We start from the raw sequence: 13,252 nt of genomic DNA, 5'->3' as shown, positions 1-13,252 counted from the left end.
ACTGGGGCTCAAGGACCAGTAGGTTCTACTGGCGCTCAAGGACCTCAAGGCAATACTGGTGCTCAAGGACCAGCTGGCGCTACTGGCGCTCAGGGACCTCAAGGCAATACTGGCGCTCAAGGACCAGCTGGCACTACTGGCGCTGGCTTCCCAGTAGCAACAATTGTTGTAACAAACAACATTCAACAAACTGTACTCCAATTTAACAACTTCATTTTTCATAAAGTATTTAACGCAAATAATATTATCTTCAACGGCACAGATACAGTTACTGTTATCAACGCTGGTATTTATGTGATTAGCGTATCCATCTCTACAACTGCACCAGGATGTGCTCCGCTCGGAGTAGGAATTTCAATAAATGGAGCAGTCGCAACTGACAACTTCTCTTCAAATCTAATAGGCGACTCACTTTCATTTACTTCAATCGAAACGTTAGCAGCTGGTACAAATATTTCTGTCAAATCTACCCTTAGCGAAATTACAATTCCCGAAACAGGCAACACTAACATCCGACTTACTGTATTTAGAATCGCTTAAATTTCACTATTTATTGTTTATGACAAATAAAAAAAGAGCGAGAAACTCGCTCTTTTTTTGTTATGTACAATAATTCATTACTACTCTAATTCAATCGAAACATTTTTTTGTGGCACAAATGTAGAAATTGCATGTTTATAAATAAGCTGTTGCTTACCTTCTGTTTCCAGCAGGACTGTAAAATTATCAAATCCTTTAATTAATCCACGAAGCTGAAAACCATTTAATAAGTACAGCGTAACGAACGTATTCTCTTTACGGAGTTGATTTAAAAACTGATCTTGAATATTGATTGATTGCTTCATGTCGAATCCTCCTCTTTTTCTCTACTTACTATTATTCGACTTTAGTTGTAGCTTTCCTTCTATGTATCGTAAAATTTCTGACGTTTTTTCACCATCAGTAACATCGAACCACGCGACATCCATCTTATTACGGAACCACGTTAATTGACGTTTTGCATAACGGCGTGAATTCGTCTTTAATTGTGATACCGCTTCTTCTAAAGATACACGATTCTCAAAATAATCATATATCTCTTTATAACCAATCGCTTGAATAGATTGACAATCTCGCACTCCTCTTTCATGTAGACCTTTTACTTCTTCTAATAAACCTTGTTCAATCATTAGGTTAACACGTAAGTTAATGCGATCGTATAGCATTTCTCGATCCATTGTCAAGCCAATTAATGAAACATCGTACAGTAACTCATTTTCTTGTTTTTCGAGCTGGTTACTCATTTTTTCACCCGTCGTGTGAAAAATTTCTAACGCCCGAATAACACGCCTTACATTATTGGCATGAATACGCTCCGCACTTTCTGGATCTACTTCTTGCAACTTTTTATGTACATATTCCACACCGCGTTCTAATGCTAACTTTTCCATCTGTTCTCGGTATGTAGCGTCCCCAGCCTCATCTGTAAACTGGTAATCGAACAGAACAGATTGTATATAGAGACCGGTTCCACCAACAATAATTGGTAATTTCCCGCGCTCTGTAATTTCTCGAATGCACTTACGGACACGTTCTTGAAATTCCGCCACAGAAAATGAATCTTCCGGATCTTTTATATCAATCATATAATGCGGAATTCCGTCCATCTCATCTGTCGTCACCTTTGCAGTCCCGATATCCATCGTACGATAAATTTGCATGGAATCACCACTAATAATCTCACCATTCAACGCTTTTGCAAGATCGATACTTAATTTCGTCTTTCCGACAGCAGTTGGTCCAATGATGACAGCAACTTTTTCGCGTTGCACTTCTCCCATATAACTCAACTCTCTTTATGTATTATACTCCATCTAACATTATACCCAATCTTACCAATTTTAATGGTATGATTGCAAGTTCTTTCAATTCAGTACATGAAATTATACATAAAAAAAGAGCATAGCTTGTCCAATTCTGCATATACATGATAAAAATAGCTCGGAGAGGGTGCAATGACTATGAAACAAGCGACTATCGATTTTCCATTATTAATAAAAGACCTTATTTTAGCTACCGCTACAAAAGAACAAAATTGTTCACAAGAAGAATTATACTTCGCACTAAATTGTTTACTACGTTCCTTTCATTCTACTCTTCAAGAAACAGCGTTACATCCAGAAAATAAAAATACAGAGTATATGCAAACTCAATTTTGCACGGCGTATAAAATTATTACAGGTAAAACAATTTACCCTTTTCAATAATTCTTATATAAAAAAGCGGCCGCTTAGACATTTTCAAGCAGCCGTTTTTTATTTTAATAAATTATTTTATAACTTTCACTTTAACTGATTTACGACCCCAACTATCAGCAGTGCTATCTGAACCAACTAAAACATCAATACGGTTTCCTTTAATCGCGCCACCAGTATCTCCAGCAATTGCTTCTCCATATCCTTCCACCCATACTTTTGATCCAAGAGGAATTACTTTCGGATCAACAGCAATAACTTTCATATTTGGATTCGCCGTTAAATCATGCCCCATCGCAGTTAACACACGACCACCATATGTACCATTTTCACTCGGATTAGCTGTGTAAGCTGTCGCTTCTACTGTTATTTCACGACCACCAGCAGGTGCACTTGTTTCAGTAGATTTCGCCACTGGTTTAGCTACCGGCTTCGCTTGAGCTACTGGTTTACTTGATTCTCCACTTTTAACAGATTCTTTTCCTTTAACTGCCGTATCATTTTTAGCCGAAGTTTTCTCCTTAGTTGGCGCTTCATCTTGAACTGGAACTTCTTTTCTTTCAATAACAGGTGCTGTACCTGTTAAAAATGGTACGTGAACATACGCCGCTTTCCCACCATATTCGAATTGTAACCATTCGTTTTGTACTTGATTTGTCGTTTCAATCAAGTCATCTTTTTTAAGCGTGCCAAGAATTTCTGAATCAGTATTCGCTCCAGCACGAACGTTTAATACGTTTGCTGTTACATAATAAGTACTTTTCGTAAACTCAGCACTTATAAACGCTTCTTTGCCATCTAATTTAATTTTGGACCATCCGTTTTCTGTATTTATAACATCTAATTTATTTCCACTTAACATTTTACCTACAAGCTTTGATTCTACATTTGGGTTTTCTCTAACGTTTAATACATCTGTTGTTACAATCGTTTCTGCTTTAGCAGAACCTGCAAAAATCCCAAGACCAAAAACTGCTGCTGTTGCTATACCTAATAATTTTTTCATGAATAGCCTCCATTTGCTTTGTTTTCGTGTTCTCATTATAGCAACAGTTTTTTTCAAAATTTCGAAAATCACACAATTACAAAGCATTCGTAATATACGATTAATGAGTTGTAACATAAATTTCCATATTATTGGAGTGCATTTCCAATAGAATCTCCAATAGTTTTCATATATTTTCCACATACAAGCACTAGATTCTTTTTCCAAAAAAAATTACAGTATTACTTTTTTGTTACAAAAAATTCACATTTCATTACATCTTTTACCAAAAAACATCATTCTCCAATTATTAACCTACTTTTTTGTAATAAAAAAGAGCAGCTAATAGCAGCTGCTCCTGTTTCATTCGTTATTTAACTTTCTTTTTCCAAATCCCCATCATAAGAGCCGAAACAACTGTCCCAATTAATATAGAGAAAATATATAGCAATGGTTTATTCACTAATGCGATAACAAACAACCCACCATGCGGTGCCGGTAATGTAATTTGGAATAACATAGATAACGCACCTGCAATACTTGAACCAACAACACAACTTACAATGACTCGAACCGGATCTGCAGCTGCAAATGGAATCGCACCTTCTGTAATAAACGACGCTCCCATAATATAATTTGTTAAACCAGATTTACGTTCCGCTTCTGTAAACTTTGATTTAAAGAATGTAGTTGCAAATGCAATCGCAAGTGGCGGTACCATACCCCCAGCCATAACTGCTGAGTGCACTCCAAAATTCTGTGCTTCTATTGCAGCAATACCAAACGTAAATGCCGCTTTATTAATTGGACCACCCATATCAATTGCCATCATACCACCTAAAATAAGACCTAGTAATATAGCATTCGTACCGTTTAAACCATTTAACCACCCTGTCAACATTTCATTTAATGCTACTACAGGCGGAATTACTACTTTTTGCATTACAACTCCTGTAATCAATAATCCAAAGACTGGATATAACAAAACAGGTTTAATTCCTTCTAATTGTACTGGTAGTCCTGAAAATAATCTTTTCAACCCTAAAACAACATATCCAGCTAAGAAACCAGCAATTAATCCACCCAAAAATCCAGCATTCGCATTCGCCGCTAAAAATCCACCTACAACACCGGGCATAAAACCAGGACGATCAGCAATAGAACTTGCAATAAATCCAGCTAAAATTGGTACAAGGAATAAAAACGCACCTGTTTTTCCTCCCCCAATTGACATGAACAATTCAGCTAAAGGACCTTCCGCCTTTATACCACCAAACGAAAACGCTAGCGCTATTAAAATCCCGCCACCAACAACGAATGGAAGCATATTACTTACACCGCTCATTAAATGCTTATAAATTCCTAACCCTTTTTCTTTCTCAATACTTTCTGCCTTCCCATTCTCTTTGACAGTTTTAAAGATTGGTGCATCTTGTTTTACAGCTCTATTAAGAAGGATTTCAGTTTTTCTAATCCCATCAGCAACTGGCACTTGAATGACATGTTTACCAGCAAAACGATTCATTTCTACTTGTTTATCTGCCGCAACAATAATAGCTGTTGCACGTTCAATATCTTCTTTCGTTAAACCGTTCTTTACACCCGTTGATCCGTTCGTTTCAACTTTAATCGCAATCCCTAACTCTGCCGCTTTCGCCTTCAAACTATCAGCAGCCATATATGTGTGAGCGATTCCAGTTGGACAAGCTGTAACAGCTAATACGTACGGTTCATTTCCTTCTGGCTTCGCAACTTCAATTTCAGCTTTTTCTTTTTCATTCTCTTTTTCATCAAATAAGTGAAGAAGTTCATCTTCATCCTTCGCTTCTAATAATTGCTTGCGAAACCCTTCATCCATTAATAAGGTAGAAAGACGGGACAATGTTTCTAAATGAGTATTATTCGCCCCTTCACTCGCAGCAATCATAAAGAATAAATGTGCAGACTGTCCGTCCAGCGATTCGTAGTTGATACCGCTTACACTTCTACCAAAACAAATCGCTGGTTGCTTAACAGCTTTCGTCTTCGCATGAGGTATTGCAATACCTTCACCAATTCCAGTTGTACTTTGTGATTCCCGCTTTAAAATAGCTTCTTTAAATTCAGCTTTACTATTTAAACGATTTGCCCCGCTTAACTTCTCAACTAATTCATCTATGACAGCTTCTTTATTTGAAGCTGTCAAATTCATAATGACTGTATCCCTTTTTAATAGTTCTGTAATTTTCATATGTTGCTTCCCCCTATCGCTTAACTACCATTACTTGCGACAATAATTCTTCTACTTTTTCCTTTTCACATAAATCTGCTGAAAATGCTGTTGCACTCCCTGTTGCAACACCATATTGAAATGCTTTTTCAATATCTTTTGTCTGTTCATATTTACCTACAAATCCAGCAACGAGGGAATCTCCTGCCCCAACCGAATTAATAACGACACCTTTCGGAACAGTTGCTTCATATATACCGTCTGCTGTAAATAATAAAGCTCCATCTCCTGCCATTGAAACGATGACATGTCCTACACCTTGTTCAATTAACTTTCTTCCATACGGTAAAATGTCTTCTACTGTTGAAAGCTGTACTCCGAACAACTCACTAAGTTCATGATGATTCGGTTTTATTAAAAATGGTTTATTTTTAATTACATGCTGTAGCGCACTACCACTTGCATCTACTACTACACGAATACCTTTTTCTGCTCCAAACGCTGCGATTGATTCATAAAAGGTGGTCGAAATAGAAGCTGGTACACTTCCAGCTAATACAACACAATCTCCGGGTTGCATACTTGCAATTTGTCTCATTAATTGCTCGAATTGCTCATTTGTCACAATAGGACCTTGCCCATTTAATTCTGTTTCTTCTTGCCCTTTTATTTTCACATTAATTCGAGAATCTCCATCTACTTGGACGAAGTTTGTTGTTACACCTTCATCATGTAATACATCTTTAATAAATTGACCAGTAAATCCACCAGTAAATCCAAGCGCTACATTTTCAACACCTAAACGATGTAGAACACGAGAAACATTAATCCCTTTTCCCCCAGGAAACTTCATATCTTTCTCTGCTCGATTTACTGTTCCTAAATTGAAAGAATTAACTTGCACTACATAATCAATAGATGGGTTTAAAGTAACTGTATAGATCATTGTTTATCAGCCTCAATCACATTTGTTTGTCTTCTATATTTTTCTAAATCAATTTCTAAATGGTTTGTAATAATACTTGCATCTTCAACATTTGCAATTTTTGCAAATGCAACTTCTGAAAACTTACTTTCATCAATTAAGAAATATCCTTCATTTGCTAATGTTAATGCCATTTGCTTCAAGAGCGCCTCCTCTGGATCTGGCGTTGTAAAACCAAGCTGTTCATGTACACCATTCGCTCCTAAAAAACATTTATCAAAACGATATTTCTGCATACTTTCCTGCGCCATAGCACCGATTAAAGCTTTCGTCCTACTCTTCATCATCCCGCCTAGTAAATATGCACGAATATTATTTTCGACTAAAGCTTCAATATGCATAAGCCCATTTGTTACGACAGTAACATCTTTATTTATTAAAAATGGAATCATTTCAAATGTTGTACTTCCTGCATCTAAATAAATGCAATCACCTTGTTCAACAACGCCAGCCGCATACTTGGCAATTTGTTGTTTTATATGAATGTTTTTGGATGATTTTTCAACCATCGTTGGTTCCTGTCCTTTTCCTGTTAAAACAGAAGCACCACCATGAACTCTTTTTAATAACCTTTGTTTTTCCAATTGCGCTAAATCACGACGAATTGTCGATTCAGAGCTTTCTGTTCTTTCGACTAATTGCTGTAATTTAACAACCTTCTGTTCCTTTACAAGTTGCAATATCATTTGATGACGTTCAGGAGTTAACATTTTCTTCACCTCTTCTTTGATTACAGTATAATGAAAACGATCACAAAAATCAACCATAAACAGTCAATAACAATCATAAACAGTCAAAAACATTTATAAATAACAAAAAGAAACCTATTTGATACAACAATCAAATAGGTTTCTTCTCTCTATTCACTTATAAAGAAGCTTTATATATATTTAGAACATCCTCTTTATTTAATATTTTAAAGTTACCAAATTCACCATAAGCCATTGCTTTATCCGCCATTAAGTCAATTTCATTTTCCCCAATACCGTAATCAGCCAGTCTTACTGGTGCTTCAATTGAAGTCCAGAATTGACGTAGTGCCTCAATTCCTTCTAGCGCAATTTCTTTATCCGCTTTCCCTTCCGTTTCTATATTGAACACACGCACAGCAAATTGTTTAAAACGATTCACATTTTCATCTAGAACATGTTTCATCCAATTTGGGAATAAAATTGCTAAACCGCCCCCATGCGGTATATCATGGACAGCGGAAACTGCATGCTCAATATTATGAGTTGCCCAGTCTCCTTTTACTCCCATCGCTAAAATTCCATTTAACGCCATCGTGCCGCAATATAAAATTGTTTCCCTATGCTCATAATTTTCTAGATCATTTAACAGCTTAGGAGCTGTTTCAATTACTGTTCTTAAAACAGACTCACAATAACGATCTTGTAGTTCTGTATTTGTTCCATGGTGGAAATATTGTTCTAATACGTGCGACATAATATCTACCATACCGTAAATTGTTTGATCTTTCGGTACAGATGCAGTATGAACTGGATCTAAGATCGAAAACTGCGGGAAAGTAACTGGACTGCCCCATCCATACTTTTCATTCGTTTCCCAGTTTGTAATTACAGATCCTGCATTCATTTCAGAGCCCGTCGCGGCAAGAGTAAGAACAGTACCAAATGGTAACGCCTCACTAGCAAATGCTTTCTTCGTTACAATGTCCCATACATCTCCATCGTACTTACTACCAGCTGCAATTGCTTTCGTACAGTCGATTACACTTCCTCCACCAACCGCTAAAATAAATTCAACATCATTATCTTTACAAATTTGAATCCCTTTCTTTACAGTTGATAAACGAGGATTCGGTTCAACACCTGTCAATTCAAATACTTCCGCATTTATATCTTTTAAAATAGAAATTACATTATCATAAATACCGTTTCTTTTAATACTTCCTCCTCCATATACGAGAAGAACTTTTTTACCAAACTGTGGAATTTCAATTTTTAACTGCTCTAATTGTCCTTTACCGAAAATAAGTTTCGTTGGATTACGAAATACAAAATTTTGCATATACCTTTACCATCCCTTTCATATAAAAAGCAACTATACTTTTATATACCATATTTTTTTCATATCACAAAAATATTTGCTTAACAAAAAAATCCCAGCCTAAAGGCTGGGATTTTTTATTGATAATAAGGTGAGATCATTAAGTAAACAATAACACCAGATAAGCTTACATATAACCAAATCGGCATCGTCCAACGTACAATTTTACGGTGACGTGTTAATTGATTCGTAAAACCAAATACAAGTGCGAACAATGCAAGTGGTACGATAATCGCTGCAAGGATAATATGTGTAATTAAAATGAAGAAATACACATATTTAATGAAACCTTCTCCGCCAAAATGCGTTGCTGGTGCCAAGTAATGATACGATAAATATGACACACAAAATAATAAAGTCGTTGTAAATGCTGCAAGAATAAAACCACGGTGCATTTTTACATTCTTTTTAATAATAGAGAATAAAGCTGCTAATAAAAATACAAACGTAAAACTATTAAAAATTGCATTTAACATTGGTAAGATAGTTACATCAAAATGTAATTCTCCTTCATAGCCAACAGGTCCAAAGAACAAAAATAAAATAATCGCGTTTACAATTACAGAAAGCGTTATCACAATAGGAGCATAGCTTTTCTGATTTGTTGATTGATCCACCAAATTGGTCACTCCTCTTCTTTCAAATATGTATAATTAACCTCACTATTTTAACATATTATTCACGGTGTAAATGTGACAATAGTTTGACACAGTAAGACAGAGCAAAGAAAAAACCCTTCTTAACAATACTTCTTAAGAAGGATTTTATCGCTTTATTATTCAAATAGCAATGCGATTAGTTTTTGTTAAAAAACGTACTGCTATATGCTTGAAAAATTTCAGACACTTGATATCCCATTAATGTAATTGCTGTTAATGAAAAGAAACCAATCATAAGAAATCGAAACCACATATAAATCTCCTCCTTGTATTTAGCTTAAAAAGCGTTGGCTACATAACAAGTTGGATGGCATTCTTCTTCATCACTTTCCTTCTTCTTCACAATCGCCGTTATAAAACGAATCATAAAGAATATAACAAAAGGAAATTGTTCGTAATTTACATTGGCATAGTTTTGCAACGGCTCACGTTGCAAATCCGACGGGGATGAGAAGGAATAGAACATACCTTGCTCTTCCATGTATACAATTACAATTTTCATGCAAAATAATATCCCAAGAAACGAAACAATGTCTTGCCATTCTGTCGTATATAACAGGTTATACAGCTCTAATACGTACTCTTCCATCATCATCCCCCCTTCCTTTTTTACCATTCTGCTCTCCTTCATATAAAAAGTCAAGAAAAAAGTTTATTTCCACTATGACAATAGTAATTATTTATTTCTTTACTTATATATGAATCTTTTCTAGCAATGATTGGATATAACTTCCTTTGAAAACAAGAAATTAGAATCGAACAAATTCTTCATTTCTATTTTTATTTCTATTAATTGGGATGCAAAAAAACTTTGGATTCTCAAATGATTATAGAGCATATGTTGATGCTATTCCCTCGCAAAAATAATAAAAAACAACAATGGGTTACTTTGCATAACCTACTGTTGTTTTTTATTTATGTAAATTACTTTGTCACATCCACATCTAAATTATGAAGAGATTCTTTTTCATCTCTTAAAAAACTATTTACAAGAGTTAAAAATAATTTACCACCAACTAACATTGCCCGTTCATCAAAATCAAATTGAGGATGATGATGTGGATATGTTGCACCTACTTCTTCATTACCTGCACCTGTAAAGAAAAATGCTCCTGGAACATTTTCTAAATAATACGCAAAATCTTCACCACCCATAATCGGTGGCACTTCGATGACTCTGTCTCTTCCAAGATCACGTTCCGCAATCGCCATAAAATAACTCGTTTCATCTAAATGGTTTATTAATATTGGATAACCCCGTTTATATTGAATATTAACTTCAGCATGAAGAGACTGACAAATCCCCTCAACAACTCGTTTAAATTCCTTCTCCATAAATTCTCTCACTTCAGGGTCTAACGTCCGAATTGTTCCTGTAAATGTAGCAGTATCCGCAATAATATTATCCGCTTGACCAGCATGGAATGTACCAACTGTTAATACAGCAGATTGTAACGGATCTACTTTTCTACTAACTAATAGTTGCAACTGATTAATAACTTGCGTCGCAACGATAATGGCATCTACAGTATGATGCGGCATACCTCCGTGACCGCCTCGCCCTTGAATCTTCACTTCAAAAGTATCCGCTGCTGCCATCATCGCTCCAGCCTTCGCACCAACAATTCCTAATGGCATTTGAGAAGATAAATGTGTACCAAAAACAACATCTACTCCTTCTAAACAACCGTCCTCAATCATAGCAATTGCCCCGCCAGGTTCTTTCTCTTCTGCATGTTGATGTATAAGTACTATTTTTCCAGAAAGCTGGTCTCGGTTATCACTTAATACTTTTGCAACTCCTAAAAGTGTTGCTGTATGTCCATCATGCCCACAAGCATGCATTACCCCAGGAACCTTTGATTTATATGAGACTTGTTTTTCATCTTGAATAGGTAGCGCATCAAAATCAGCACGTAACGCTATCGTCTTCCCAGGTCTTCCACCTTCAATTACGCCAATTATACCTCTTCCACCTACATCTGTTTTCACATCAATATGAAAACTTTTTAAGATTTCAGCTATTTTTTTCGGTGTTTCTATTTCTTGAAACGATAGCTCTGGGTATTGATGAAAATCTCTTCGCCACGAAACCATTTGGTTATATAAACTTTCCAATTCTTTATGCCATGTTTCTATCATAGAAATTCCCCTTTCTTTTAACACTTTAAATAAAAGGTACATAATATTCTGATTTAAATCAACAAAAAAGAACTTTCTATTAAAAGTTCTCTTCTTTTCAAACATGTTAACACCCTATTCTAATTACTATTTTGCTTCAATACAAAAACTGAAAGTTCCGGTACACTCCAAAATCTTACAGGCATTCGAGTCGTCCCAATACCGCGATTTACATATAAATGTAACGTCTTACTCTTCCCTTCTAATTCATACATTCCTTCAACATACTTCTCAGCTAATTTCGTGGTAATTAAAGGGCCTACAAAGGGAAACTGAACTTGTCCTCCATGACTATGTCCTGACATTTGAAAATCAACTGGATAACGAGCTACTTTGTCTACAACATCAGGCTCATGTACTAATAGCATATTGAAATCTTGTTGTTTTAAGTTTTTTAAAGTCGAGTCTATTTGCGGTTTCCCTAATAAGAAATCATCCAAACCTGATATTGTAATATACTTGCCATTTTCCACTTTAATTTTCTGCACTTCATTTACTAAAACAGAAAAACCAGCTTCCTCCATGTACTTTTTGTAAAATAAACTACCGCCCCCACCTCTATCATGATTCCCAAACACAGCATATTTCCCTAGGGGAGCATGAATTTTCTGCAAAATCCCTTTCGCTTCTTCTCTTTCCCCATTATAAGATCCAAACTTATCTATTAAATCTCCTGAAAAAACTACTATATCTGGATGTAAATCATTCATCTTCTCCACCAAATTTTCTAGTTGTTTCAATGTAAACTCTGGCCCTAAATGTACATCTGAGAATTGCAATATCTTTTTATTATTAAACTCTTTAGGAATCGTAGGAGCTTCTATTTCATTCCACGTGACCGATACCAATCTTCGTTCTATTTCTGTTGCATAGAAATACAAGCTTACTGGAATAATTAATATACTTATTAAACTAATAATAAATTTCTTTAAGATTGATTTTTTTGGATTTTTCTTTACATGATGCGTATTCACGTTTTCACCTCTAGATGTAGTTTAAAACCTTTTTGTTACATCGGTGTGACAGCATGAAAAAATGTTAAATTTCATCGGCGCTATATTCGTTGCTTATTTTTTCGGCCATATTCTCAGATTAACGGAGGGGGCTTTTTTAGCGAAAACAGTGTCTATTGCACAAGCTAAACTACAAGATACGCCACTACAAGCATTCATTTCTGCAATTGGCTCGTTTGTTTAGCTGTTTGGCTCAGTATGGGAAGTAAAGAATTTAGCGGAAAGATTATCGGTATTTGGTTCCCAGTTATGACTTTTGTTGCGATTGGATTTCAGCACGTTGTAGCCAATATGTTTGTCATCCCGGCTGCAATTTTTGCCGGTCATTTAACTTGGATTGAATATTTTCCGAACTTCATTTTTTTCTTTGGAAATTTAGTAGGAGGTATGTTATTTGTAGCACTACCTTATTTCATATCTTATAATAAGAAACTACCTTCCCATAAAGAGAAGACCGAAATAGATAACAAATCTATATCCGCTTAAATTGAATGTCTACAAAATGGTCCTAAAAAATATTACAAATTTCATTTTTTTCGTGAATATATCTACGTACACTTGTTCTCGAATGTTTTATACGTTATAATAACAACTTAAATAGCATTATTTACATATGAGGTGAAAAACATGAATAAAACAGAATTAATTAAAAGCGTAGCACAAAATGCTGAGATTTCTCAAAAGGAAGCTACTGTAGTTTTACAAACTGTAGTAGAATCAATCACTAACACTTTAGCTGCTGGTGAAAAAGTACAACTTATCGGATTCGGTACATTCGAAGTTCGCGAAAGAGCTGCTCGTACAGGCCGTAACCCACAAACTGGTGAAGAAATGCAAATCGCAGCTTCTAAAGTACCTGCTTTCAAAGCTGGTAAAGAACTAAAAGAAGCTGTAAAATAATGAAAAAATAGCCTTC

General features: G+C 35.5%; 14 protein-coding genes and 1 pseudogene. 4 read left to right on the top strand and 11 right to left on the bottom strand.

Annotated elements, in window-relative coordinates; genetic code table 11:
* The coding region (locus KI356_RS03255) for a Gly-Xaa-Xaa repeat protein (protein ID WP_212934790.1) at positions 1–540 on the top strand (540 nt) is incomplete at its 5' end.
* 80 nt (positions 541–620) lie between these two features.
* Here the strand turns inward: KI356_RS03255 and hfq are convergent.
* Positions 621–845, bottom strand: coding sequence for an RNA chaperone Hfq (hfq, locus tag KI356_RS03250; protein WP_000813896.1), 225 nt, complete (start codon positions 843–845; stop codon positions 621–623).
* Positions 846–866: 21 nt separating this feature from the next.
* The gene (gene miaA / locus KI356_RS03245; RefSeq protein ID WP_002121553.1) at positions 867–1,820 is read right to left on the bottom strand and encodes a tRNA (adenosine(37)-N6)-dimethylallyltransferase MiaA; all 954 of its coding nucleotides are present in this window, start codon (positions 1,818–1,820) and stop codon (positions 867–869) included.
* A 180-nt stretch (positions 1,821–2,000) separates the two neighbouring features.
* Here miaA and KI356_RS03240 point away from each other — a divergent pair, with 180 nt between their 5' ends.
* Positions 2,001–2,246: a hypothetical protein gene (locus KI356_RS03240; protein ID WP_002199601.1), complete on the top strand. Its 246-nt coding sequence runs from the start codon at positions 2,001–2,003 to the stop codon at positions 2,244–2,246.
* 61 nt (positions 2,247–2,307) lie between these two features.
* Here KI356_RS03240 and entD read toward each other — a convergent pair whose 3' ends face one another.
* From entD to KI356_RS03195, 9 genes are all read right to left on the bottom strand, one after another.
* Complete coding sequence (gene entD / locus KI356_RS03235; RefSeq protein WP_212934789.1) at positions 2,308–3,240, bottom strand: cell wall-binding protein EntD; 933 nt, start codon at positions 3,238–3,240, stop codon at positions 2,308–2,310.
* A 349-nt stretch (positions 3,241–3,589) separates the two neighbouring features.
* Positions 3,590–5,449 (bottom strand): PTS fructose transporter subunit IIABC, encoded by a 1,860-nt coding sequence (locus KI356_RS03230; protein WP_212934788.1) that lies wholly within the window; start codon positions 5,447–5,449, stop codon positions 3,590–3,592.
* Between the two features lie 13 nt (positions 5,450–5,462).
* The gene (gene pfkB / locus KI356_RS03225) at positions 5,463–6,374 is read right to left on the bottom strand and encodes a 1-phosphofructokinase (protein ID WP_128281299.1); all 912 of its coding nucleotides are present in this window, start codon (positions 6,372–6,374) and stop codon (positions 5,463–5,465) included.
* On the bottom strand, positions 6,371–7,123 hold the full coding sequence (locus KI356_RS03220) for a DeoR/GlpR family DNA-binding transcription regulator (RefSeq protein ID WP_128281298.1): 753 nt from the start codon (positions 7,121–7,123) through the stop codon (positions 6,371–6,373). The genes pfkB and KI356_RS03220 overlap by 4 nt, the downstream gene beginning before the upstream one ends.
* A gap of 157 nt (positions 7,124–7,280) precedes the next feature.
* Positions 7,281–8,444 carry an iron-containing alcohol dehydrogenase gene (locus KI356_RS03215; RefSeq protein ID WP_128281297.1) on the bottom strand — a complete coding sequence of 388 codons (1,164 nt, stop codon included), beginning with the start codon at positions 8,442–8,444 and terminating at the stop codon, positions 7,281–7,283.
* 116 nt (positions 8,445–8,560) lie between these two features.
* On the bottom strand, positions 8,561–9,103 hold the full coding sequence (locus KI356_RS03210; protein ID WP_002173006.1) for a DUF420 domain-containing protein: 543 nt from the start codon (positions 9,101–9,103) through the stop codon (positions 8,561–8,563).
* A 316-nt stretch (positions 9,104–9,419) separates the two neighbouring features.
* Complete coding sequence (locus tag KI356_RS03205) at positions 9,420–9,758, bottom strand: hypothetical protein (protein WP_128281296.1); 339 nt, start codon at positions 9,756–9,758, stop codon at positions 9,420–9,422.
* A gap of 308 nt (positions 9,759–10,066) precedes the next feature.
* Entirely contained in the window at positions 10,067–11,284 is a 1,218-nt protein-coding gene (locus KI356_RS03200; RefSeq protein WP_128281295.1) for an amidohydrolase, read from the bottom strand.
* A 119-nt stretch (positions 11,285–11,403) separates the two neighbouring features.
* A complete protein-coding gene (locus tag KI356_RS03195) occupies positions 11,404–12,297 on the bottom strand; it encodes a metallophosphoesterase (RefSeq protein WP_128281294.1) in 894 nt (297 codons plus the stop codon).
* Between the two features lie 67 nt (positions 12,298–12,364).
* Between KI356_RS03195 and KI356_RS03190 the strand changes: the two are divergent.
* Both KI356_RS03190 and hbs read left to right on the top strand, forming a co-directional pair.
* Positions 12,365–12,822, top strand: a pseudogene (locus KI356_RS03190) (formate/nitrite transporter family protein); the annotation flags it as partial.
* Between the two features lie 141 nt (positions 12,823–12,963).
* On the top strand, positions 12,964–13,236 hold the full coding sequence (gene hbs, locus KI356_RS03185) for a non-specific DNA-binding protein Hbs (RefSeq protein ID WP_001043913.1): 273 nt from the start codon (positions 12,964–12,966) through the stop codon (positions 13,234–13,236).
* Positions 13,237–13,252: the final 16 nt, after the last annotated feature.

It is taken from the genome of Bacillus hominis (assembly GCF_018332515.1).
Taxonomy (GTDB): Bacteria; Bacillota; Bacilli; order Bacillales; family Bacillaceae_G; genus Bacillus_A; species Bacillus_A hominis.
The sequence above is the reverse complement of the archived record's forward strand: the minus strand, read 5'-3'. Positions and strand labels throughout refer to the sequence as shown.